We start from the raw sequence: 23741 nt of genomic DNA on the forward strand, positions 1-23741 counted from the left end.
GCGTGCCGGCTGTCTCCACGGGCCGTTATCTCCAGGGGAAGGTCGCGTGACTGGCTACCTCGAACTCTCCGCGTCGGCGGTGCTGTACGCGCTGGGCATCGTCGCCCAGTCGATCGCCTCCCGGCGCGCCGACGAAGGCGGCGGCGGGCTCGGGCTGCTCGCCAGGCTCGCCCGCGACCGGCTCTACCTGCTCGGCTTCGCGGGCCAGGTGGGCGGGTTCGCGCTGGCGTTCCTGGCCCGCGCCGAACTGCCGCTGTACCTCGTCCAGGCCGGCTCGTCGTGCGCGGTGGGCCTGGCCACGCTCTTCGGCATCGCCGTGCTCGGCTGGCGGGTCCGCGTGATCGAGGTCGTGGTGCTCGTCGTGATGGCGACGGGGCTGGTGCTGCTCGTCGCGGCGGCCACGCCGTCGGCCGCGCACGACGTGCCCCAAGGCCTCGGCATCGTCCTGTTCGGACTGCCCCTGGTCGCGCTCGTGCTGGTGCAGCGCCGGATCGGCGGAGTGGTGCCGCTGGCCGCGTCCGCCGGCCTGGCGTTCGCGGTGGTCGCCATGACGAGCCGGACGCTCGCCGACGAACCGTTCCTCACCCTCCCGCTGTACCCGCTGGCGTGGTTGATGATCGCCGCAGCCCTGGTCGGCCAGTCCTACCTCGCGCTGTCCCTGCGCCGCGGCTCGGCCACCTCGACGGTCGCCACCATGGACGCCACCACCGTCGTGCTCACCTCGATCATCGGCATCGCCGCCCTCGGCGACCGGATCACACCCGGCCGCGAGTGGTGGGTGGCGCTCGGCGTCGCGCTCGTCGTGTCCGGCGTGCTGCTGCTCGGCTTCGCCGACCGCTTCGCCAAGGCGCCGGCGGAGGTGGCCGGGTGAGCACCGCCAGCGTCTCCCTCGACCTCGACAACCTCTGGGCCTACCTCAAGACCCACGGCGACCCCGGGTGGGAACGCCGCCCCAGCTTCCTGCCCACCGCCGTGCCACGACTGCTCGAAGCCTTCGGCACGCACGGCCTCACCACGACCGTCTTCGTCGTCGGCGCGGACGCCGAACGCGACGACGGCGCCCAGGCCGTCGCCGACATCACCGCCGCCGGGCACGAGATCGGCAACCACTCCTACGGCCACGAACCCTGGCTGCACCGCTACACCCGCGACCGGCTCGAAGCCGAGCTCGCCCGCACCGAGGCGGCCATCGTCGCCGCGGGCGCGCCTCGACCGACCGGCTTCCGCGGTCCCGGCTACAGCGTCACCCGCGACCTGCTGGAACTGCTCGCCGAACGCGGCTACCGCTACGACGCCAGCACCCTGCCCACCTGGATCGGCCCGCTCGCCCGCGCCTACCACAACCGCACCGCGCCGACCGGCGGCGAACGCGACCTGTTCGGCGGCTTCTCCCGCGTCCGCGCGCCCAACGCCGCCTACCGCTGGCGCGTCGGCACGGGCCTGGTCGAGCTGCCGGTCACCACCATGCCGCTGCTGCGCGTCCCGATCCACGGCTCGTACCTGCTGCAACTGCACCAAGTCTCGCCGCGGTTGGCCCGTGCGTACTTCACCGCAGCGTTGCATTTGTGCCGGGCACGCGGCGTTCAGCCGTCGCTGCTGCTGCACCCCACCGACGTGCTCGGCGCGGCCGAGGCGCCCGGCATGGAGTTCTTCCCCGGCATGGCGGTGCCCGGCGCGCGGAAGGTCGAGTTCCTCGGCTGGGTGCTGGGCGCGCTGCGCGAGCACCACTTCGAGGTGATCGGCACCGGCGCCCACGTCGACCGGCTCGACGCGGGCCTGCGCGAGCACGACACCGGGCTGCTGGCGCGGTGCGGGGGATGACGTCGCGGATGCGGGGGAGGGCGTGGCGTGGTGCGGTGGATGATGCCGCGTCGCGTGGTGCGGGCGGTGACGTGGCGTGGCGTGGTGCGGCCGGTGATGCGGCGTGGCGTGGTGTGGGCGGTGACGTGGCGGGCGCGGTGGGCGGGATGACGTGGCTGGTGCGGGCCCTGGCGTGCGCGACGGTGTTCGCCGCGCCGCTGGAGGGCTACCTCCTGCACGTGCACGGCCACCTGGCCAAGGCGCCGTCCGCCCTGCTGGTGCTCGTCTGGGCCGTCCTGCGGGTGCGGCAACGCCGCGCGCCCGAGCCGCACCCGGTCCACGTGGTCCTCGCCGCGCTCGCCGTCGTGCTGCTGGCGTCCTGGGCGGTGCACGCGGGAGGCCCGTTCGCGACCGGGTACGCCCTGCGCTGGCTGCCGTTCCTGCTGGTCACGGTGGTGCTGATCGACGTCGTCTCCCGTGAGGTGCCGCTGCGGGCGGTGCTCGCCGCGACCGTGGCCGGAGCCGTGGTGTCGGCCGTCGGCGCGCTGCTCGGCATGGTCGCCGAGGGGCAGACCCGGGCCGCCGGGCCGCTGGAGGACCCGAACGACCTGGCCTACTTCCTGGTCGCCGCCCTGCCGCTGCTGGTCGCGCTGCGCCGCTCGGTCCTGACCGCGGCGGCGGCCGTCGTGCTGGCGGCGGGCGCGGCGGCGACGTTCTCCCGGGGCGGCGCGCTCGCCCTCACCGCCGCCGTCGCGTGGCTGCTGGCCCGCCGCGCGGTGCCGCTCAAGGCGTTGGCGGGCGGCGTGGCGGCGCTGGCCGTGCTCGGCGTGGCCGCCGTCCTGTTCGCCGGACCGGAGCTGGACCGGGCGGTGCGGGAGAAGACCCACGTCGCCGGGACCAACGTGGACACCCGCGAACTGCGCTGGCAGGCCGCCGCGCGCATGGTCGCCGAACACCCCACGCTCGGCGTGGGGCCGGGCGGGTTCCGCGAGGGCTACCCCGCTGCCTCGAACAACGCCGAGATCGACGAGCAGACCCCGGTGGCGCACAACATGTACCTGGAGATCGCCGCCGAACTCGGGGCGCCCGGTTTCGCGCTGTTCGCCGGGCTGCTGGTGCTCACCGCGGTCACGTGCGCACGCGTGCGCCGCACCACCGACGACCCGCTGCCGATCGTCGCCGTCCAGGCGTCCCTGATCGCGGTCGTGGTCGCCTCCACCTTCCTGTCCCAGCAGTACTACCTGCCGTTGTGGTCGCTGGTCGCGGTCGTGGCCGCGGCCGACCTGCGTCTGAGGAGAGCGAGCGACGTTGCGTGTGCTCCACGTGATCAGTGAGATGGGTACCGGCGGCGCCGAAGCGCTCGTCGCCGGGATGGCCAGGTCGGGCGGGCAGTTCGGCTGGCAGTCGGCCGTGGCCAGCGGCGGCGGGCACCGGGCCGAGGCGTTGCGCGCGTGCGGCGTGCCGACGTTCACCGTGCCCGTCGCCCGGCGCAGGGCGACCGGCGTGCTGCGCGCGACCACCGCCACCAAGGCCGCGATCCGCAGCTTCCGGCCGCAGGTGGTGCTGGCGCACAACGTGTCGGCCAGCCTCGTCGCGCGCCTGGCCGTGCTGCCGGGGAAGCTGCCGCTGCTGACCGTGTTCCACGGCGTCGCGGAGACCGACTACACCGGCGCGGCCCGCATCCTCAAGCGGACCTCGCGCACGGTCGTCGCGGTCGCCGACGCCACGGCCGACCGGCTGCGCGCGGCGGGCGTGCCCGACCCGGTGGTGATCCCGAACGCGGTGTTCCCGCAACCCGAACGGGTGGACCGGAACGCGGTCCGGGCGGTGCACGGCGTCGCGCCGGACGCGCCGGTCGCGCTGTGCCCGGCCCGGCTGGAACCGCAGAAGCGGCACGACGTGCTGCTGGAGGCGTGGGCGAAGCTCGACGGCGATGCGGTGCTGTGGCTGGCCGGTGACGGCAGCCTCCGCGACGTGCTGCGCGTGCGCGCCGCCGAGCTGGGCGTCGCGGACCGGGTGCGGTTCCTGGGCAACCGCTGCGACGTGCCCGACCTGCTGGCCGCCGCCGACGTCACCGTGCTCACCAGCGACTGGGAGGGCATGCCGATCGCGGTGCTGGAGTCGCTGGCCGCCGGACGTCCCGTGGTGGCGACCGATGTGGACGGCGTGCGGCAGGCGTTGGCCGGTGGCGGGGGAGTGGTGGTGCCGCGCCGCGATCCCGGCGCGACGGCCGAGGCGTTGCGGTCACTGCTGTTCGACCCGCGGGCCAGGGCCGACCTGGCCGAGGCGGGCCGTGCGTCCGTGCGGCGCGAGCACGACCCGCGTCTGCTGATGCGGTCCTACGACGAACTGCTGCGCACCGCGATCGGAGCGTCATGAGGGGTCTGAGCGTGTTGTGGGACGTGCGCGTCCCGGAGGTGCCCGCGGTCCTGAAGCGTCCGCTGGCGGTCAGCCTCGCGATCGCGCTGCTGGTCGCGACCGCCGTGGTGGTCGCGGTGGAGGTGGCGGGCAAGGAGTACGAGAGCCGAGTCGGCGTGCTCGCGGTGCCGGCCGTCGGCGATCCCGACCAACCGCCCGAGGCCAGCTTCGGCGAGGTGGTCGCGCTGTCGCTGCCCGCGCTGGTCGAGGTGTCGCGCAGCCCGTCCGTGCTGCGGGGTCCGGCCGGCGAGCTGGGCACCACGATCGACGACCTGGCCGGCCGGGTGTCGGTGGAGCTGGTGCCGGCCTCCGGCCTGGCCCGGCTGTCGGTGCGGGCCGACAGCGCCGACCGGGCCGCGCAGGCCGCGACCCGGATCGCGCAGACCGTGGTGGAGGCCGACCTGTTCGCGCCCGCCGCCCGGCTGCGCCTGCTCGACCGGCCCGAGACCACGCAGGTCGCCCCGGACCGGCCGCTGGCCTACGGCCTGGCGCTGATCGCCGGTGTGCTGGCCGGCCTGGCCGCGCACGCCGTCGGCCACCTGCGCCGGACCCGGCCGCGTGACCAGGTGCGCGCGGCGCTCACCGCCGGTGGCGTGCGGCGGCCGGTGGCCGTGCTGCCCGACGACGACCCCGACTTGGCGCAGCGGCTGGCCTTGCTGTGCGAGGCGTCGGCACGGCCCGCGCGCGTCGTGGCGGTGGTCCCGGAGCTGGCCGACCGCGCCGAGGCCCTGGCCGGTGAGCTGCCGGAGAAGACCGGCGAGCCCGCCGACGGCGACGCGGTGATCGCGGTCGTGCCCCACGGCGGGCGGCAGGACGAGCTGGCGACCGTGGTCGGCGCGTTGCCGGCCGCGGCGACCCTGGTGGCGGTGGTGACGTGCTGAAGACCGTGGCGCTGAAGGCGGCTGTGGTGAAGACCGCGGCGTTGAAGGCTCTTGCGTCGAAGGACAAGGTGCGGGTGCTCACCGCGCTGGTGGTGTTGGTCGGGGCGCTGGCGTCGTGGCGTGCGCTGCGGCCGTCGTGGCAGGTGCCGCTGCCGACCTGGGCCACCCGGCCCGAGGAGCGGATGCAGGACTTCCGGGACGCGCTGTACTTCCCGATCCGCGAGTTCCTGGCGGGCGGCAACCCGTACGACCCGGCCACGATGGTCGAGCACTGGCCGGTGCGGCAGACGTTCAACCTCTACCAGCCCTACCACCTGCTGCTGCACGCGCCGTTCGCGCTGCCGGGGTACCGGGTGGGCGCCGTGGCGTTCGCGTTGGCGTCGCTGGTGCTGCTGGTCGCGCTCGCGGTGCTGGCGGCCGGCCGGTTGCGCCCGCACGTGCCGCTGGCGCTGGGCACGGGGGTGATCGCGACGCTGCTCGTGCTCAGCCAGGTGGGCAAGGCGCAGCTGTACGTCGGCCAGGTGAACCCGCTGATCGCGCTCGGCGCGGCGGGCGCGTTGCTGGCCCGGCGGGACGCGCCGAGGTGGGCGGCGGTCGCGTTGGCGCTGGCGTGGCTCAAGCCGCAGTTCGGCCTGCCGCTGGCGGTGCTGCTGTTCGTGCGCGGGTCGCAGCGGGTGGCGGTGACCGGGACGGCGGTCGCGGCGGTGGCGAGCATGGTCGTGGTGGTGCCGCTGGTGGTGCGGGGAGGTGGCGTCGGGCCGTTCCTGGACGTGATCGCGGCGAACCTGGCGCACGCCGGTGAGACGGCGTACGGAGCGGTGGACTCCATGACGGCGCAGCGGATCGACCTCGCGGCGGTGCTGTACCGGGTCACGGGCTGGCTGCCCGGCGGCGCGGAACCGGTCGCGCTGGCGGGTGTGCTGGTGGTGAGCGCGGTGCTGGTGCGGCGACTGGACCGGATGGGACAGCCCGCCGCGGCGGACCTGCTCACGTGCCTCGCGGTGGTGGCGGCCATGGTGCACCAGCCGGGTGACGTGCTGATCGCTGTGCCGTCGTTGGTGGCGGTGGGCGTCGTGCTGTGGCGGGGTCGGTGTGAGCGGGACTGGCGGCTCGGGCTGTCGGTGGTGCTGCTGCTGGTCCCGTTCGCGCACTTGCACTTCGTCAGCCTGGCGATCCGGGCGGTGACGGGCGCGCGGGTGGACGTGACGGTCGACGGTGTGGCCGTCGTGGTCGCGTGGGTGCTGGCGGCGGTGTTCGCGGCGACCCGCCGGTGTTCGGCCGTGGGCACGGTTCGGACGTGACGCCCGATTCGGAGGCGGGGTCGGGGTCGGGTCCGGGGTTGGGCCCGGGTTTGGGTTTGGGGGCGGGGTCGAGGTCGGGGTCGGGGGCAGGTTCGGAGGTGGTGTCGAGTTCGGGTGTGGTGCCTGGTTCGGAGGTGGCGTCCGGTTTGGTGTCGGGTCCGGGTCAGGCGCCGAGGTCGGGTGAGGCGGCGGGGTCGGTCGGGCGGCGGGCGGTGCGGGGGTCGCTCTGGTTGTTCCTGGTCAACCTCCTCAGCAAGGGCAGCCAGATGGCCGTCACGCTGGTGCTGGCCGCGTTCCTCACCGAGGAAGGGCTCGGGCTGGTGGCGCTGGCCGTCGCGCTGGTCAACATCGGCCAGGTCGTCCAGTCGATGGGCGTGTACGACGTGGTCAGCCGCACCGACCGCGACCCGCGCCGGGTGGCGGGCACGTTGCTCGTGCTCAGCGCGGGCACGGGGGTGGTGCTGGCGTTAGCGCTGGTGCTCGCGGCCGACGGGATCGCGCACGCGCTGGACGCCCCGTCGGTCGCGCCGCTGGTGCGGCTCGCGGCGGTGAGCCTGCCGTTCTCGGCGGTGGCCGGGGTGCAGATGGGGCTGCTGCACCGGGACCTGGACTTCCGCCGTCGGCTGCTGCCGGACGCGGGCGGCGCGGTGCTCGGCGCGGTGGTCACGGTGGTGCTGGCGGTGACCGGCGCTGGACCGTACTCGCTGGTCGTCGGGTTGCTGTGCACGGCGGTGGCGCAGCCCGTGCTCGGTGTGGTCGTCGGAGTGCGGGTGCGGCCGGTGTGGGACGCGGGCGCGGCGGGTGAGGCGACGCGCTGGATCGCGGTGGTCGGGCCCGGCGCGCTGGTGGCCGTGCTGCTGATCAACGTGGACTACCTGGCGATCGCCAGGGTGCACGGGCCGGAGGCGGTCGGTGTGTACTCGTTGGCCTACCGGATCGCGTGGGTGCCGTACATCCTGGTGGCGGTGGTGCTGGGCGGCGTGGTGCTGCCGTTGTGCGCCAAGCTGATCCGCGCCGGTGAAGGGCTGTCCGCCGTGGTCGGGCGGTTCACGTCGGCCGTGCTGGTGGTGACCGGCGGCCTGTACGCGGTGACGGCGGCGTTGGCCGACCGGGTCGTGGTCTTCGGGGCGAGGTGGGCGGAGGCGGCCGTGCCGCTGGCCCTGTTGTGCCTGTACGGCTTGGGGATCAGCCTGCTGCACCTGTGGTACCAGGTGCTCAAGGCCGCCGGGCACGCGCGTCGCTACCTGGCGCTGGAGGTGAGCCACCTCGTGCTGCTGACCGGCGGGCTGGTGGTCTTCACCCGGCACGGGGTGGTGGCGGTCGCGCTGGTGCAGGTCGCGGCGGCGTGGCTGGTGGTGCCGTGCACGTGGTGGGCGTTGGCGCGGCGGGGGATCGGCCCGCCGTTGGCCTCGGTGGCGCGCGGCGTCGCCGGGGTGGTCGCGGCGGCCGGGTGTTGCGCGGCGGTGGCGTTCGGAGTCGGTGACGTGTTCGGGCCACCCGGTTCCGTGGTGGCCGCGTTGGGCGAGGGAGTCGTGTTGGCGGTGGTGTGCGTCGTGGTCGTGCTGGGCGCGAACCGGGAGGTGGTGCGCCGGTGAGGGTCGTGCACGTGAGCCAACCCGTCACAGCGGGTGTGGCGGCGGTGGTGCTGGAACTGGCCCGTGCGCAACGGGACCTCGGGTGGTCGGTGACCGTCGTGTCCCCGCCGGGGCCGCTCGCCGAACGGGCGCGCGGGCTGGGCGTGGGTGTGCGGGCGTGGCGGGCCCGTCGGCAGCCGGGGATCGGGACGGTGGGGGAGGCGGTGCGACTCCGGCGCGTGTTGCGCGGCCTGGAGGCGGATGTCGTGCACCTGCACAGCTCCAAGGCCGGGTTGGTCGGGCGGCTGGTGGTGCGCGGCCGGCGGCCGACGTTGTTCCAGCCGCACATGTGGTCGTTCCAGAGCGCCGGCGGGGTGGTGGCGTGGGCGGCCCGGATCTGGGAGCGGGTCGGTGCGCGGTGGACGCACCAGTTGGTGTGCGTGAGCGACGACGAATTGGCCGCCGGGCGTGCGGTCGGCGTGCGGGGGCCGGCGGAGGTCGTGTGCAACGGCGTGGACGTCGAGCGGTTCCGACCGGGCGACCGGGCGGCCGCGCGGCGGCGGTTGGGGCTGCCGGACGTGCCGACGGCGGTGTGCGTGGGGAGGCTGGTGCCGTACAAGGGGCAGGACCAGTTGCTCGCGGCGTGGCCGGTGGTGCGGGAGCAGGTGCCGGACGCGCTGCTCGTGCTGGTCGGGGACGGCCCGATGGCGGAGAGATGGCGGACGGCGTGCGAGGACGAGTCCGTGTGGTGGTGGGGGCACGACGATTCGGTCGCGGAGTTCTACGCCGCCGCGGATGTGGTCGTGCTGCCGTCGCGGGCCGAGGGCATGGCGTTGGTGCCGTTGGAGGCGATGGCGTGCGGGCGGTCCGTGGTGGCGTTCGACGTCAGCGGGGTGCGGCAGAGCGTGGGGGAGGCGGGGGCGGTGCTGCCGGCCGGTGACGTCGAGGGGTTGGCGGAGGCGGTGGCCGTGCGGCTGGCCGATCCGTCGGCGGCTGACCTGGAGGGTGCGCACGGGCGGCGGCGGGTGGAGCTGCTGTTCGATCGGCGGCAGGTGGCGGATCAGATCGCGACGTTGGTGGACAAGTTGTTGGTGGGGGCGCGGTGAAGGCGCGGAGAGGGGTGGTGAAGTTCGAGTTCCGCTCGGTGGTTGAGGGTGGGGCGGGTTGAGTCCCGTTCGGTGACTGCTCGCTCAGGTCAAGTCCCGTTCGGTGTGACTGCTCGGGTTGGGTCCGGCTCGATTTGACATGGGGCCCTTACGGGCACTCCAGGCAGGCCAAAGCCGGCAGGCCCGGCGGGGAAGAGCGTCCCGCCAGGCCTGCCGGCTTCGACCAGCCTAAAGCACCCGAACCCATGTCAAATCGGGCCTCGGTGGGTCGTGTCTCGGGTCCGTTGTGGTTGAGAGGATTGGTGGTGGGTGTGAGCGGTCGGTTGCGGGTTGCGTATCTGTTGACCCAGGACAGCGGGGGGCCGGTGGACGTCACGGTTCGGTTGGCGCGGGCGGTGATCGGGTCCGGGCAGGCGGAGGTGCGGGTGTTCGGGCCCTTGCCCCGGAGGGGTGCGGAGGTGTTGAGCGGGCACCACGAGGTTGTCGAGGTGGGCGACAAGGCTGATGTCCGGGCCGGGCGGCGGGCGCGGGCGGTGGTGCGGGAGTGGCGGCCGGACGTGGTGCACGCGCAGGATCGGCGTGCCGGGTTGGTGAGTGCCGGCTTGCGGTTGCGGCACAAGGTGATCCAGACCTATCACGGTGTGCCGGACGATGTGGGTGAGGAGTGGTTCCGGGGTGTGCCGGGGGCGGTGGGGCCTTCGGCTTACACGCGGGTGGTGTTGGCGGCGGATGCCGTGGTGGCGCGGGTGGTGCATCGGACGGTGGTGCCGGCGCGGGCGATGGGGCGGTTCCTGTCGGCGCGGTTGGCGGTGCCCGCGTCGAGGTTGGCGCACATCGACAACTGCGTGGAGCCCGCGCACGTGCAGCCGCCGGCGGGACGGGTGCGGCGGTTGGTGTTCGTCGGGTTGTTGGTGGAGCGCAAGGGGTTGGCCACCCTGTTGGCGGCCTTGGCGTTGCCCGGGGTGATGCCGGCGGACGCCAGGTTGACGGTGGTGGGGGACGGGCCGGAGCGGGGGAAGTCGGAGGCGTTGGCGCGCGAGTTGGGCGGCAGGGTGGAGTTCTTGGGTTTCCGGAGCGATGTGCCCGACTTGCTGCGGCACCACGACGCGCTCGTGCTGCCGTCCACGATGGAGCAGCAGCCGTTGGTGGTGGCCGAGGCGATGGCGGCGGGCAAGCCGGTGGTGGCGACGGACACCGGTGGGGTGGCGGACATGCTGGGGGACCGGGCGGCGGCTGGGGCGTTGGCGGTGCCGGGTGATGTCGAGGGGTTGGCCGCTCGGTTGCGGGAGTTGTTCGCGGAGCCCGATCCCGGGCGGATCGGGTTGGAGCTCGCTGAGCGGGCGCGGGAGCGGTTTGCGCCGGACGTGTGCGCGCGCCGCCACCTCGCCCTCTACCGCGAGGTCATGGGCAGCTCGTGGGTTGAGCCGATGATGAAGTGAGTCGGTGCCGACGATGAAGTGAGTCGGTGAGGTCGGGTGAGGGGTGATGGCGGTTGTGAGGCGGTTGTGAGGCGGTGGTTAGAGGGAGGGGTGGTTAGGAGGGAGGGGGTGATGGGTCGGGTGGTGAGGTGGTCGGGGTGGTGACGACGGGGTTGGTGGTAGTTGGGTTGGTGGTGGTGGATGGGTTCGTGGTGGGTGGGCTGGTGGTCGACGGGTTGGTGGTGGATGGGTTGGTGGTGCTTGGGTTTGTGGTGGCGGGGTTGGTGGTGGCGGGGTTGGTGGTGGTGGTTGAGCTGGTGGTGGCTGTTGCGGCGGTGGTGGTGATGTGGGTTGGGTTGACGAGGACGATGGCGTCGCCGGCGGCGATCTCGATCGTGGCCGGGGCGGCGGCGCCGCCGTCGATGTTGACCAGGCCCGGTGGGGGTGTGACCCTCGCGGGTTGTCCGGTCGGGTTCACGGCCACGTAGCCGCCGGTGAAGCGTCGGTCCCACACGCCGGAGGGGAGGCGGTTCGCGGTTTCCGTCGCCTCGCCCAAGGGGGCGTCCTGGTAGCGCGACCAGTCGGGGTTGCGGTAGTCCTTGGTGGTCGCGCCGGACCAGCACGTGTGCGGGCTCGCCAGCAGGGCCGCGGTGGCGTAGCCGACTCGTTCCTCCCTGGCGCCCTTGGTGTGGGTGATCAGCAGGAGCCACGTCTCGCCGAGGGCGGCTTGCGACCGCAGCTCCTTCCACTCGTTGCCCTTGAAGGTGAGCAGTTCACCCGTGCCGGTGTCGCGCAGGCCGAAGTTCTCCTCCATCGCGCCGTCGTAGCGCGAGTGCGCCGTCCACCTTCCCGCGGTCAGGTGGGATTCGGACACGTTCGGGATCAGCATCTTCCCGGCCTTGTGCAGGGCGTCACCGGCCGTGGTGAGGAACGTGTCCATGCCCTCGCGGATCATCCGGTCGGACTCGGCCGCGTCCTCCGCGCCCTTGAGCACGGCCGAGGAGTAGTACTTCAGGGAGCTGAAGTCGTTGTCGGCCAGCACGCCGTCCCAGCCCTCGCGCACCACCTCGGCGGTGACCGCCTCGCTCCACGCCTTCTGGTAGGCCGGGTCCCACACGGTCATCTGCCAGTGCTTCGGGTAGGAGTTCCACTCGATCCGGTTGTCCTTGGTGTCCACCGCGAACCAGTTCGGGTTCTCGCGGTGGGCCTTGAAGTAGCCGATGCCGGTCGGCAGGAACGGCGCGTCCACCTCGCCGTTGACCGCGCCGGGGTAGTTGCGCGCGCTGGAGAAGTCCTTGTAGACCAGCACCTTGATCTTCGGGTTGAGCTGCTTGAGCCGGCGCAGCGACGACGTCTCGGTCGCGTTGAGCACGACCAGGCTGTAGTGCTGCGCGGCGAACGTGATGTCCCGGCCGGTCGGCGGCTCGCCGATGCCGTACCACCAGCCGCACGGCGCGAGCGGCTTCGGCACGGGACCGAGCGGGGCGTGCGGTGGCGTCGGTCTGCCCGCGGCGGCGGTCGTCGTGCACGCCGCGCTCGGCACCAGGAGCGCGACCGCGCACACCAGGCCGAGGACGCGGCGGGATCGTCGCCGGTTCAGCGATTCCTTCGGCACAACAGCTCACCCACCGTCTGCAACAGGATTTTCACGTCCAGCCACAACGACCAGTTGGCTATGTAGTAGTTGTCGTATCGAGACCTGTCGACAATCGACGTGTCACCCCGCAGCCCGTGCACTTGCGCGAGCCCGGTCAGCCCCGTCGGAACTCGGTGCCGGGCCCAGTATAGCTCGTGGATGGCCGAGAATTCGCGGACGAAACCGGGTCGCTCCGGGCGTGGTCCGACGATGGACATGTCGCCCTTGATGATGTTCCACAACTGGGGGAGTTCGTCCAGCGAACTGCTACGCAGAAAACGTCCGACTGGCCCGACCCGGCGATCTCCGACCACCGACCAGGTGACTTGGGAATCGTCTTCGCCGTTCATTCTCACGCTGCGCAGCTTGTAGAGCACGAACGGCTGATCATCCATCCCGACCCGGACCTGTCGGAAGATCACCGGCCGGCCGCTCTCCAGCAGCACGGCCAGCGCGCACAGCGCGATCACCGGGGACAGCACGACCAGCGCCACGGCGGCCAGCAGCACGTCCATGGCGCGCTTGACCCACCAGCTCGGCCTGCTGGTCGGCGCGGTGCCCAGCCGCATCAGCGGGTAGCTGCGCAGCCGTTCGATGTCCGGCCCGTCCTGGTACAGCTCGAACATCCGGGGCACGACCAGGGTGGTGCAGCCGAGCCGGTGCGCGGTGATGGCCGAGTCGACCACCGACGACTCGCGGGCGTGCGAGAACGCCAGCACGACCGTGCCGACACCCAACCGGGTGATCGCGTCGGCCAGGGCCTCGTCCATCAGCGCGACCGGCAGGGCCGTGCGGTCCAGCGCCGGCTCCGGGTCGACGAACCCGACGGGGCGCAGGCCGAACTCCGGGTGCGCCAGCATCGCGCCGACCAGGTCGACGCCGACCTTCCCGGCGCCGACCACGATCGTGCGGTCGCAGCGGTCGTACTTGCGCCGGCACCAGCGGCCGAACGCGAACACGAGCAGCCGCGCCGGTTCGCTCAGCGCGGCGAACGCCAGCACCGCCCACTGCGTGGCCAGGGTGGTGGCCGGCGGCGCGCCGCTGACCAGGCCGGCCAGCGTGACCAGGGCGAACGCCACGGCCGTCGCGCCGACCGAGCGCGGCAGGTCGTGGAACCAGGACAGCCACAGCCGCCGCCGGTACAGCCGGCACGCGGCCCGCACGCCGAGCAGCGCCGCCGCCACCACCGCGGTCCACCCCGCACCCGGCGAGTACCGGGCCGCCACCGCGGCCACCGCGGTCGCGTCCACCGCGACCAGCAGCACCGCCACCGCGTTCACCCGCCGCAGCAGGTCCGACCCCGCGGCCTCGCGGGGCCTCTGCTGCCGCCACCGCGACACCAGGGTCGGGGTGGTCGCCGAGCCGACCCCGTTCACCTCGGACCGCCCTTGCCAGGGACCGAGCGCGTCCCGTCCACGCCACACCACATTCGGACGACGTCCTTCCCACCATGAACCCGATTATTTGGTCACCCGTTCGAGACCATCCGAACGGGCCTCTCTGCTCACTCGGTGTGTATCAAGCGTGATTTTGAGGACCTAATTCACTCTTTCGGTGATCACCGTTCTCCTTTCTGGTGACGGTCGGGCTCGGCTTCTGCGGTAATTCAGCCAGACGCGCGACGAGATGCCCCCGGGGTGGTCGAATCCCGTCGCGGTCCGGAGGCGAATAATTCTGGACCGTCATCCGCCATCCAGTGAAATGGGGCCCATTGAGCGTCGATGAAGAAGACGTGCGCGCCACGTCGGAACAGGGCGGACGGGCCCTTTCCGACGGCGCGCGCACCCACGCCCGCGCCCACGTCGTGCTGCCCGCCTACAACGAGGCGGCCTCGCTGCCGCCGCTGCTGACCCGGCTCGCCGACGCGACCCTCGCCGGCAAGATCACCGCCTGGGTCGTCGACGACGGCTCGTCCGACGGCACCGCCGAGGTCGTCGCCGAGGGGTGGCCCGGCCTGGACGTGCGGCTGGTCAGCCACCCGGTCAACCTCGGCCTCGGCCAGGCCGTCCGATCGGGGCTGCGCGCCGTGCTGTCCGAGGCGGGCGACGAGGACGTCGTCGTGGTGATGGACGCCGACGACACCCACGACCCGGCCCTCATCGACCGGATGGAGCGGGAGATCGCGGCCGGCGCGGACGTGGTGATCTGCTCCCGGTTCGTCGACGGCGGCGACGACGCGACCGCCCCACCGCTGCGCCGGCTGCTGTCGCGCGGCGCGGCCGTGCTGTTCCGCCGCGTGCTGCGCCTCGACGGCGTCCGCGACTGCACCAGCGGCTTCCGCGCCTACCGGGTCAGCCTGCTGGCCCGCGCCGAGCGGCACTGGGGCGAGCGGCTGATCGAGGAGCGCGGGTTCGCCTGCATGGTCGAGCTGCTGCTCAAGCTGCGGCACTGCCGGCCGGTCGTCACCGAGGTGCCGCTGGCCCTGCGCTACGACCGCAAGCACGGCCCCAGCAAGATCCGGATCGCCCGCACCGTCGGGCAGTACGCGAAGCTGCTGGTCCGCGACCGGCTCACGCCCGCGCCGTACCGGGCGCTGTGATGCGGCGGGCGGAGCGCGGGCACGTCGTGGTGGTCGGCGGCGGCATCTGCGGCCTGGCCACCGCGCACCGGCTGGTGCGCGCCGGCACGCGGGTGACGTTGCTGGAGGGCAGCGACCAGCTCGGCGGGCTCGGCACGTTCTTCGCGTGGCGCGACCGCTGGGTGGAGCGCTTCTACCACTGCGTGATGCCGACCGACGACCACCTGCTCGACCTGCTCGGCGAGCTCGGGCTGCGCGACTCGATCAGCTGGCGGCCGACCCGGATGGGCATGGTCGTGGACGGTCGCGCGTTCCCGTTCAACACGGCGCTGGACCTGCTCAAGTTCACCCCGTTGGGCGTTCCCGACCGGCTGAGGTTCGGCGCGGTCTCGGTGCTGCTGCGGCGGTTGGGCAAGGGCAAGGACCTCGACCGCACGCGCACCGAGGACTGGTTGCGCGGCCTGTACGGCGACCGGGTGTGGGAGCTGCTGCTCGCGCCGCTGTTCGGCGCGAAGTTCGGCGCGCGCTTCGGCGACGTGCCCGCGCTGTACCTGTGGCAGCGCCTGGGGCGTGAAGGCGCCGTGTCGGTGCGCGGGTACCCCGAAGGCGGCTACCGGGCCGTGATCGACGCGCTCAGGGCCTCGATCGAGGCCGGTGGCGGCGTGGTGCGGCTGGACGCGCCGGTGCGGCGGATGGGCGTGACCGGCGGGCGGATGCGGATCACCCTGGACGGCGGCGAGTCGGTGTCGGCGGACCACGTCGTGTCGACGCTGCCCCTGCCGCTGCTGCGGCGGCTCGCCGACGAGGACCTGGCCGCGCGGCTGCCCGACGTGCGGTTGCCGTACCAGGGCGTGGTGAACGCGCTGTTCTTCTTGCGGCGACCGTTGTCCGGGCACTACTGGACGCCGGTGGTGCGGTCCGGCACGGAGTTCGACGGCCTGATCCAGATGACGTCGCTCGCGGGCGTGGAGCGGTACGACGGGCGGCACCTCGTCTACGCGATGCGGTACACCGACCGGGAGTCCGCGCTGTTCCAGGAGGACGACGCGGCGATCGCGGCGCGGTGGACCTCGCAGCTGCTGGCCCTGCACCCCGCGTTGTGCCGCGAGGACGTGGACGACGTGCGGGTGTTCAAGGCACCGTTCGTGGAACCGGTGTACCCGCTCGGGTACCTGGCGCGCCGGCCGCCCGTGGTGGTCGCCGGCACCCCGCTGCTGCTGGCGACCACCGCGCACGTCTACCCGGACGTCACGAGCTGGAACTCGAGTGCGGGACTCGCGCGACGGGTCGCCGCGAGGCTGGCGGAGGCACCACAACCTGTTCCGGGCTGAGCCGCCGGGCGTGCACCGGTTCGCCGCGGACCAGCTGCCGGAGCGCGTCGGCGATCCGGGCGGACGGCGAGCCGGTGCCGTAGGGCGACGGGATGTGCTCCAGGCGTTCCCGGTGGCCCGCCACGTCGTCCAGCCACCGCAGCACTTCCGCGCACACCCGCGGCCCCGGCGGCACCAGGGTGCCGAACGTGCCCTCGATCTCGGGGCGTTCCGTGCTGCGGCGCACCACGACCACCGGCCGCTTGAGGACGCTGACCTCCTCCTGGATGCCGCCGGAGTCGGACACGACCACGGCGGCGCACCGGGCCAGCGCCAGGAACGCCGGGTACGCCTGGGGCTCGACGACCTTGAGCCGGCGCAGCAGGGCGGTGAGGCCGAACGCCTCGACCCGCTTGGCCGTGCGCGGGTGCAGGGGCAGCACCACCGGCAGCGGCAGGCGGTTCAGCTCGCGCAGGATCGTCTCCAGGTTGGCCGGGTCGTCCACGTTCTCCGGCCGGTGGACCGTGGCCAGCACGTAGCCGTCGCGCTCGAGCTCGTGCGCGGCCAGGACGACGGCCTCCTCGTCATGCCCGGGCAAAGCGGTCTGGAGGGCCTCGACCACGGTGTTGCCGGTGATCGCGATGCGCTCCTCGGGGACGCTCTCGGCCAGCAGGTTGGCGTGGTTGAGCGAGGTCGGCGCGCAGCACAGGTCGGCGAGGTGGTCGATGGCGACCCGGTTGTGCTCCTCGGGCATCGCCCGGTCGTAGCTGCGCAGACCCGCCTCGACGTGCACCAGCGGCACGTCGTTGGCGTTGGCGGCCAACGCGCCCGCGAGCGCGGAGGTCGTGTCGCCCTGCACGATCACCGCCCTGGTCGGGTGCTGCGCCAGCAGCTCGTCCACCGCCGCGATGGCCGCGCCGAGCTGGCCGCCGCGGCTGCCGCCGCCGACGGCCAGCTCGTGGAACCGGCCCGGGCGGCCGATGTCCTGCCGGATCCGGTGGTACATCGCGGTGTCGTAGTGCTGTCCGGTGTAGACGACGGTGGCGTCGGCCCCCATCACGCGGATCAGCGGCGCGAGCTTGATCAGCTCCGGCCTGGTGCCGCACACCATCGTGACGGTGCCGGGAACTCCCTGGTCTATCGGACCCACCTCCAGTCGCGGATGACGCGCGCCCGGGGCGCGATCGCGGTGAAGGTTAGAGTCCCAGGGGCCGATTTCCGTTGTGGCTCAGTCGATCGAGTGAACCTGGCGGTGGTAGGGGCCGAGTTGTCGGTGTGGCTCAGTAGATTGGTGAGTGGATCATTCTGGAGTGGACGGATTTCCGATGTTGCGAAGACACGCGGCCTTGATCACCACGGCGTTGCTCGTCGCGGGGTTGGTGGGCCCTGCGCACGCTCAGGCGTCCCGGACCGTGCTGCTGCCCGACCTCCGGCAGGCGCCGGTGGGGTGCGCCGGCGGGTTCTCCGGCGACCCGTCGCGGTGCGTCGACTGGGACGTGTGCCCGGTGGCCGACCCGGCCGCGCCGAACGGCGAGTGCGTGCAGGTGGGCCCGATCGGGGCAGTCCGGTTGAGGTTCACCACATCGGCGGACAACATCGGCGACGGGCCGCTGCTGATCCACGGCAGCCGGGGTGGCGTCGGGCAGCGGGAGATGGCGGCGCGGCAGGCGTTCCAGTCCGCTGTGGACGGTTCGATCCCGATGGACTACGCGCGGGCGCAGCACCCGATCCCCGCCACCATGTACTACGAGCCGGCGGCGACGCACGAGCACTGGCACCTGCTCGGCTTCGAGCACTTCCAACTCCGCACGCTCTCGGGTGACACGGTGGTGACCGACCGGAAGAACGGCTTCTGCCTCGGCGACCGGTACGGGGTCGACGGCCGCGTGCCGAACCGGCCGGCCCTGGACGACACCCCGCAGGGGAAGTTGGCGGCGTTGTTGCGGAAGAACCGGTGCGGCCACCACGAGCCGGAGGCGTTGAGCGTGGTGCAGGGCATCTCGGTCGGATCGGGCGACGACTACCCGCACACGGTCGACTTCCAGTGGCTGGACATCAGCAAGGTGCCGTCGGGGGTCTACGACGTGGTGAACATCGTCAACGGCGACCGCACCCTGGTCGAGAAGTCGTACGCGAACAACGCCTCGGCCATGACCGTCTCGATCCGCTGGCCGGGCAACGCCATCGACCCGCCGGCCACGATCACCCTCCCGCCGCAGGTGCGGCTGCTGCGGAACTGCGTCGGAACGGAACAGTGCGCCACCCTGCGCGACTGAGGTGCCGAGCGCCCGGCTGACCGGTCGGTGGGGTGATCGGCTGAGGGACTTGCCGCGGGGGCTGTTCGGGGGTCGGCTGAGGGACTTGCCGAGAGGGCTGTCGGAGGGCCCGCTGAGGCACGTGCACGGCCGATGCGCCGAGCACCCCCGGGCCGTCGAGTTGGTGGGTGGCGTGCGAGCGGCTTGTGCGGCCGGCCGCTCCGCCGCCACCGGTCCAGCCGTCGCCCGCCCCGACCCCGCGGCCCGACGTGGCACAAGCCCTCGAACGGGCCGGCGCCGCGCCTCGCCTGGATGTCCTCTGAGGAGAAATCTCTGCCCGGTGACGCCGGCGTTTGGCGTCGTCGCCGTGCGGGAATTCGCCAGACGTCCGGATCGGCGACCGAAGGGTGGGGCCATGTCGTTGGCCACCGAGAACCGAGTGCTCGAAGGTCGCTACCGGTTGGCGGGCAGGCTCGGCGCGGGTGGCGCGGCCGAGGTGCACCGGGGGTGGGACCTGCTGCTCCGGCGGTTCGTGGCGGTCAAGGTGTTCGACGGCGACGAGGTGGACGGGCGTCGGTTCGACAACGAGGTCCGCACGCTGGCCGGGCTGTCGCACCCCGGGCTGCTGTCGGTCTACGACGTCGGCACGTGCGAGGGGACGTCGTTCGTGGTCATGCAGTTGGTCGAAGGCACGACGGTGCGCGACCGGCTGCTGGACGGCACGTTCACGCCCGCGCAGGTGCGCGCCCTCGGCCACCAGCTCGCCGACACCCTCGCCCACGTGCACGAACAGCAGGTCGTGCACCGCGACGTGAAGCCGTCGAACGTCCTGCTCGACGGCTCCGACACCGCCTACCTCGCCGACTTCGGCCTGGCCCGCTCGCTCGGCTCGACCCGCATCACCAAGACCAGCGAGGTCGTCGGCACCGCCGCCTACCTGGCGCCGGAGCAGGTGCGCGGCGACGAGGTCGGCCCGCCCGCGGACGTCTACGCGCTCGGCCTGCTCCTGCTGGAGTGCCTGACCGGCTACCGCGAGTACCAGGGCGACCGGGTCGAGGCCGCCGTCGCCCGCCTGCACCGCCCGCCCCACGTGCCGCACGACGTGCCCGCCGGCCTGGCCCGCCTGCTCGCGCAGATGACCTCGCTGTCCCCCCGTCGCCGCCCCACGGCCGCCCAGGTCGCCGACAAGCTGCGCCCCGCACCGGCCGCCCTGCCGCGCGACCGGCTCCTCTGCGGTGTCCGGACGCCCGCCCGCCCCGCCTAGAGCGCCGCCAGGAACCGCTCGACCGCGTCGGTGAACTCCGCCGGCCGTTCGAGGTTGGGCAGGTGGCCCGCCCCGGGGATCACCGCGAGCGCCGAACCGGGGATGGTCGCGTGCATCCGCTCGGCCACGGCGACCGGCGTGTACTCGTCCTCCTCGCCGACGACCACGAGCGCGGGCACGGCGACGCGGGCCAGCGACTCGAGGTAGTCGGGCCGTTCCGCACGCCCGCGCCACCCCGCCGCCGCGCCTTCCGGCGACGTGCCGCGCATCATCCCCAGCACGTGCTCGGCGACGGCCGGCAGGGCGACGACGTTGTGCGGCGAGATCATCTTGTCCAGCACCTCGTCGGCGTAGGGGCCCATGCCCTCGCGCAGCACGCGTGACGCCAGCTCGCGCTTCAAGTCAGCGCTCGCCGTCGTGTCCGCCTCGGGGAACGTGTCCGCCAGCACGAGCGCACGGACCCGTGACGGGTGCGATCGGTGCAATTCCATGGCGATCTGGCCGCCCATCGACAGCCCGCACACCACCACCCGGTCCAGGTCGAGGCGGTCGAGCAGGCCGATCAGGTCGTCGGCGAACACGCCCCACGGCGTCGTGCCCGGCACGACCGTCGTCTCGCCATATCCCCGCAGGTCGGGTGCGATGACCCGGTAACGGGAGCGGAGCCGTTCCACCTGCGGCCGCCACATCGTCCGGTTGAACGGGTGGCCGTGCACGAGCAGCACCGGGACGCCGTCGCCCTCGTCGTCGTAAGCGATGTCGATGTCGTTGACCCGCATGACCTCCCCTTGCGCCGGTTGACGGCAGCAGCCTAGGAAGGCCACCATGGCCGGTGCAATGAAAACAATGCTCTCGGTGCAATGTGGGGTGCCCGCGTGGCGGACTACCGCCTGATCGCCGACCGGCTCGCCGCCGAGGTGGCGGCCGGCCGGCTCAAGCCGGGTGACCGCCTGCCCCCGCAACGCGCGTTCGCCCGCAGGCACCGCATCGCGGGCTCCACGGCCGCCCGCGTGTACGGCGAGCTGATCCGACGCGGGCTCGCGGTCGGCGAGGTCGGCCGCGGCACGTTCGTGAGGGCCACCCGGCCACCGGTCGAGCCCGCGCTGGCCGAGCCGGGCGGCGCGCGGGTCGACCTGGAGCTGAACTTCTGCGTGCTGCCCGACCAGCCGGCCCTGCTGGCTCCCGGCCTCGACCGGCTCGTCCGGCACGGCCTCGGCGACGCGCTCGGGCCGGTCGGTGTCCGCGGCACGCCCGAAGCACGCGCGGCCGTCGCACGCACGCTGGCACGGGGCGGGTGGGCGCCGGACGAGCGCCGCATCCTGTTCACCGGCAACGGCAGGCAGGCGATCGCGGCCGCGGTGTCGGCGCTGGTGCCGGTCGGCGGGCGGCTCGGGGTGGAGGCCGTCACCTACCCGGTGGTGAAGGCGATCGCGACCAGGCTGGGCGTCACGCTCGTGCCGCTGCCGGTGGACGACGCGGGCGTGCTGCCGAAGGCCGTGCGCGCGGCCGACGTGCGCGCGGTCTACCTCCAGCCGACCCTGCACAACCCGCTCGGCACCACGATGCCCGAACGACGCCGCGCCGAGCTCGCCGACACCGTGCGCGACCTGGACGTCCAGGTGATCGAGGACGCCATCTACGCCTTCCTGGGCCCCGACCTGCCGCCGCTCGCGCCCGAGCGCACCACCGTGGTGGACAGCCTGTCCAAGCGCCTCGCGCCCGGCCTGACGGTCGGGTTCGCCGTGCCGCCCGGACACCTGGTCGACCGGGTCGCCGCCGCCGCGCGCTCCGGCGGCTGGGCCGTCGGCCACTTCGCGCTCGCCGCCGCGACCGAGTGGCTCGTCGACGGCACCGTGGAGTCCGTAGTGGACCGCAAACGCGCCCTCGCGCACGAACGGCAGCAGCTCGTGCGCGCCCGCCTGGCGGGCTTCGACATCAGCGCCGACCCCGGCTCCTACCACTGCTGGTGGCGGCTGCCGGACCGGTGGCGGGCCGAGACGTTCGTCGCCGCCGCGGCACGGCGGGGCATCGCCATCACGCCCGCCGCCGCGTTCGCGGTCGGGCCCGGCCACGCGCCCAACGCAGTCCGCCTCGCCCTCGCCTCCGCGTCGACGCCGACCCTGGCCGCCGCGCTGGACGTGCTCGCCGCGCTCGCCGAAGGCAGCCCCGAGGACGAGCAGGTCGACTAGGGTCACGCCATGACCAGGGTGCCTTGGCTGCTCGACGCCGATCCGGCGCTGCGCTGGCAGGTCGAGCGCGACCTCGTCGGCGAACCGCCCGAGGTCTGGGAGGCGACGCGGGCCAGGATCGCGACCGAGGGCTTCGGCGCACGCCTGCTCGCGCTCCAAGACCCGGACGGCCAGTGGGCGGGCGGCGCGTTCTTCCCCGCCGGCTTCGACTTCCACGGCCCGGAAGCCGCCGAGGGCGCCGGCCAGCCGTGGACCGCGACGACGTGGACGCTGTGCTCGTTGCGGGAGTGGGGCCTGGACGCCGCGGTCCTGCGCGAACGCCGCACGGCCGAGCTGCTGGAGCGCAACTGCCGCTGGGAGTACGACGACCTGCCGTACTGGGGCGGCGAGGTCGACTGCTGCATCAACGCGTGGACGGTCCAGAACGGCCTGTGGCTGGGCGCGGACGTCACCGGCATCGTGGACTGGTTCGTCGAGCACCGCCTGCCCGACGGCGGCTGGAACTGCGAGTGGGTCGAGGGCTCGACGCGGTCGTCGTTCCACTCGACCCTCAACTCCCTCAAGGGACTGCTCGCCTACGACGCCGCGACCGGCGGCACGGAAGCGACGCGTGCCGCCCGCCGTGCCGGGGAGGAGTACCTGCTGGCCCGCGGGCTGTTCCGCCGGCTGTCCACGGGCGAGCCGGTGGCGCCGTGGGTGAACCGCTTCTCCTACCCGTTCCGCTGGTACTACAACGTGCTCAACGCGGCCGAGTACTTCCGCCAGGTCTGGCTGCTCGACGGCACCCCGCCGGACCCGCGCCTGGCCGACGCGATCGAGCTCGTCCGCGCCGAGCGGCAGCCCGACGGCACGTGGCTCCAGGCCCGCAGGCACCCCGGACGCGTGTGGTTCGAGGGCGACGTGCCGGCGGGGGAGCCGTCGAAGTGGCTGACCCTGTACGGGACCCGCGTGCTGGACTGGTGGGACGCCCACGGCGGGTCAGCGCACTAGGGCTCCGCCAGCCACGCCAGCAGCCGGCCGCGCGACCAGCAGCGGCCGACGGCCTCGGCGTGCCGGGTCGACCCGTGGGACACCGCCACGCCGATGATGCTGTGGCCGGAGGCGCGCCGATCGCCGAGGGTCGGTACCGACGGTGCGACCCCGACCCCTTCCACCGACACCCACGCCACCGGCCGGTCCGCCGCCGCTTCGTGGAGGCGGTGCAGGAAGCGCGTCCGGCTCTCCGGCGGGAACCGCGACAGCGCCCACGTCGTGGTGACGACCGGCAGCGCGTCCGCCGGTACCAGGGCGACGGCGTCGGGCAGCACGTCGACGGCGTCACCGCGCAGCAGCAGCGGAGGGTCCGTCGCCGCCAACGCGATCTCCGCTTCGAGCCTCGCGAGCCGCGCCGGCTCGTCGGGTGGCAGGCAGGCGCGCAACCAGCGGGCGTCGTCCGGGTCCGTCACGTCGAGCGGATCGAGGTCGACGCCCACCTTGGCGACGACCTCGGGTAGCGCCTGTGTCGGGACGGGCCGGCCGCCCACGGTCGAGGCCGACACCTGCACAGGAGATGACGGGTCGCCCAGCAGGTCCCCGTTGTCGTAGGTGATGCCGACGCGGTCGACGGTGAGGTTGAGGCCGGCCGAGCAGCCCACGTCGATCAGCCCGACCGCGTTCGCGCCCACCCGCCGTGCCGCCTCGGCGATGGCCGGGTACAGCACCGCGCCGCGCCCGGTTTCGTCGGTGCGGGGCCGCCGGTGCACGGCGAGGTCCACGACCGGGCCGGTCAGGCGCAGCAGCGCGTCGATCGCGGCGTCGGCGGCGGCGTCGCCGTCCCCGGCGGCATAGGCGGCGGCGAGCGCCGGGGCGTGGCCGGCGAGGGCGAGGTCGTGCAGCGCGGCGAGGATCACCGCGGGGTGCCGCTTGCGCGCCGGCGCCGACTCGATGGCGCGCAACGCCGCGTCGGACCCGCTCAGGGCGACGGCGACGCGCCCGTGCAACGGCGAAGTCCCGGCGTCGGCGTCGCCGAACCGCCGGTACACCTCGGCGAGCGTGCGGGCCCGCGCTCGACCTGGCATCCCGGCGATCTTAC

The 23741-nt window shown here is 73.5% G+C and carries 20 protein-coding genes; 15 read left to right on the top strand and 5 right to left on the bottom strand.

From position 1 onward, the window contains the following. Positions 1 to 46 precede the first annotated feature (46 nt). The 9 genes from ACZ7GX_RS05435 (at position 47) to ACZ7GX_RS05475 (ending at position 10519) form a co-directional block, all read left to right on the top strand. On the top strand, positions 47 to 871 hold the full coding sequence (locus ACZ7GX_RS05435; RefSeq protein WP_498773141.1) for a DMT family protein: 825 nt from the start codon (positions 47 to 49) through the stop codon (positions 869 to 871). After that, complete coding sequence (locus tag ACZ7GX_RS05440) at positions 868 to 1821, top strand: polysaccharide deacetylase family protein (RefSeq protein ID WP_498773143.1); 954 nt, start codon at positions 868 to 870, stop codon at positions 1819 to 1821. Before ACZ7GX_RS05435 ends, ACZ7GX_RS05440 begins: the two co-directional genes overlap by 4 nt. Before the next feature lie 35 nt (positions 1822 to 1856). Continuing rightward, complete coding sequence (locus ACZ7GX_RS05445; protein ID WP_498773145.1) at positions 1857 to 3134, top strand: O-antigen ligase family protein; 1278 nt, start codon at positions 1857 to 1859, stop codon at positions 3132 to 3134. Further along, positions 3124 to 4179 (top strand): glycosyltransferase, encoded by a 1056-nt coding sequence (locus ACZ7GX_RS05450; protein ID WP_498773147.1) that lies wholly within the window; start codon positions 3124 to 3126, stop codon positions 4177 to 4179. The genes ACZ7GX_RS05445 and ACZ7GX_RS05450 overlap by 11 nt, the downstream gene beginning before the upstream one ends. After that, positions 4176 to 5099, top strand: coding sequence for a YveK family protein (locus ACZ7GX_RS05455; RefSeq protein ID WP_498773149.1), 924 nt, complete (start codon positions 4176 to 4178; stop codon positions 5097 to 5099). The genes ACZ7GX_RS05450 and ACZ7GX_RS05455 overlap by 4 nt, the downstream gene beginning before the upstream one ends. Further along, positions 5093 to 6400, top strand: a complete 1308-nt coding sequence (locus ACZ7GX_RS05460; protein WP_498773151.1) for a glycosyltransferase 87 family protein — start codon at positions 5093 to 5095, stop codon at positions 6398 to 6400. The genes ACZ7GX_RS05455 and ACZ7GX_RS05460 overlap by 7 nt, the downstream gene beginning before the upstream one ends. A 149-nt stretch (positions 6401 to 6549) precedes the next feature. Further along, the gene (locus ACZ7GX_RS05465; protein ID WP_498773153.1) at positions 6550 to 7995 is read left to right on the top strand and encodes an oligosaccharide flippase family protein; all 1446 of its coding nucleotides are present in this window, start codon (positions 6550 to 6552) and stop codon (positions 7993 to 7995) included. After that, positions 7992 to 9080 carry a glycosyltransferase gene (locus tag ACZ7GX_RS05470; protein WP_498773155.1) on the top strand — a complete coding sequence of 363 codons (1089 nt, stop codon included), beginning with the start codon at positions 7992 to 7994 and terminating at the stop codon, positions 9078 to 9080. The genes ACZ7GX_RS05465 and ACZ7GX_RS05470 overlap by 4 nt, the downstream gene beginning before the upstream one ends. Positions 9081 to 9445: 365 nt before the next feature. Next, positions 9446 to 10519 carry a glycosyltransferase family 4 protein gene (locus ACZ7GX_RS05475; protein WP_498773157.1) on the top strand — a complete coding sequence of 358 codons (1074 nt, stop codon included), beginning with the start codon at positions 9446 to 9448 and terminating at the stop codon, positions 10517 to 10519. Between the two features lie 94 nt (positions 10520 to 10613). Here ACZ7GX_RS05475 and ACZ7GX_RS05480 read toward each other — a convergent pair whose 3' ends face one another. Beyond that, on the bottom strand, positions 10614 to 12113 hold the full coding sequence (locus tag ACZ7GX_RS05480) for a putative glycoside hydrolase family 15 protein (protein WP_498773159.1): 1500 nt from the start codon (positions 12111 to 12113) through the stop codon (positions 10614 to 10616). After that, positions 12095 to 13510, bottom strand: a complete 1416-nt coding sequence (locus tag ACZ7GX_RS05485) for a sugar transferase (protein ID WP_498773161.1) — start codon at positions 13508 to 13510, stop codon at positions 12095 to 12097. Before ACZ7GX_RS05485 ends, ACZ7GX_RS05480 begins: the two co-directional genes overlap by 19 nt. 356 nt (positions 13511 to 13866) lie before the next feature. Here ACZ7GX_RS05485 and ACZ7GX_RS05490 point away from each other — a divergent pair, with 356 nt between their 5' ends. Next, on the top strand, positions 13867 to 14673 hold the full coding sequence (locus ACZ7GX_RS05490) for a glycosyltransferase (RefSeq protein ID WP_498773163.1): 807 nt from the start codon (positions 13867 to 13869) through the stop codon (positions 14671 to 14673). Continuing rightward, entirely contained in the window at positions 14673 to 15983 is a 1311-nt protein-coding gene (locus ACZ7GX_RS05495) for an FAD-dependent oxidoreductase (protein ID WP_498773165.1), read from the top strand. The genes ACZ7GX_RS05490 and ACZ7GX_RS05495 overlap by 1 nt, the downstream gene beginning before the upstream one ends. Here ACZ7GX_RS05495 and wecB read toward each other — a convergent pair. Continuing rightward, positions 15901 to 17073: a non-hydrolyzing UDP-N-acetylglucosamine 2-epimerase gene (gene wecB, locus ACZ7GX_RS05500; protein ID WP_498773460.1), complete on the bottom strand. Its 1173-nt coding sequence runs from the start codon at positions 17071 to 17073 to the stop codon at positions 15901 to 15903. The genes ACZ7GX_RS05495 and wecB overlap by 83 nt on opposite strands. Before the next feature lie 214 nt (positions 17074 to 17287). Here wecB and ACZ7GX_RS05505 point away from each other — a divergent pair, with 214 nt between their 5' ends. Both ACZ7GX_RS05505 and ACZ7GX_RS05510 read left to right on the top strand, forming a co-directional pair. After that, positions 17288 to 18238, top strand: coding sequence for a lysyl oxidase family protein (locus ACZ7GX_RS05505; protein WP_498773167.1), 951 nt, complete (start codon positions 17288 to 17290; stop codon positions 18236 to 18238). Positions 18239 to 18632: 394 nt separating this feature from the next. Then, a complete protein-coding gene (locus ACZ7GX_RS05510) occupies positions 18633 to 19481 on the top strand; it encodes a serine/threonine-protein kinase (RefSeq protein ID WP_498773169.1) in 849 nt (282 codons plus the stop codon). Here ACZ7GX_RS05510 and ACZ7GX_RS05515 read toward each other — a convergent pair. Next, positions 19478 to 20260, bottom strand: coding sequence for an alpha/beta fold hydrolase (locus tag ACZ7GX_RS05515; RefSeq protein WP_498773171.1), 783 nt, complete (start codon positions 20258 to 20260; stop codon positions 19478 to 19480). The two genes, ACZ7GX_RS05510 and ACZ7GX_RS05515, sit on opposite strands and share 4 nt — an antisense overlap. A gap of 96 nt (positions 20261 to 20356) precedes the next feature. Here ACZ7GX_RS05515 and ACZ7GX_RS05520 point away from each other — a divergent pair, with 96 nt between their 5' ends. Then, complete coding sequence (locus ACZ7GX_RS05520; RefSeq protein ID WP_498773173.1) at positions 20357 to 21670, top strand: aminotransferase-like domain-containing protein; 1314 nt, start codon at positions 20357 to 20359, stop codon at positions 21668 to 21670. 9 nt (positions 21671 to 21679) lie between these two features. Beyond that, positions 21680 to 22660 carry a squalene cyclase gene (locus tag ACZ7GX_RS05525; RefSeq protein WP_498773175.1) on the top strand — a complete coding sequence of 327 codons (981 nt, stop codon included), beginning with the start codon at positions 21680 to 21682 and terminating at the stop codon, positions 22658 to 22660. Here ACZ7GX_RS05525 and ACZ7GX_RS05530 read toward each other — a convergent pair. Continuing rightward, positions 22657 to 23727 carry a DUF2332 domain-containing protein gene (locus ACZ7GX_RS05530; RefSeq protein ID WP_498773177.1) on the bottom strand — a complete coding sequence of 357 codons (1071 nt, stop codon included), beginning with the start codon at positions 23725 to 23727 and terminating at the stop codon, positions 22657 to 22659. The two genes, ACZ7GX_RS05525 and ACZ7GX_RS05530, sit on opposite strands and share 4 nt — an antisense overlap. Between the last annotated feature and the right edge of the window lie 14 nt (positions 23728 to 23741).

The sequence above is a fragment of the Actinosynnema sp. NPDC037264 genome, from assembly GCF_055603705.1.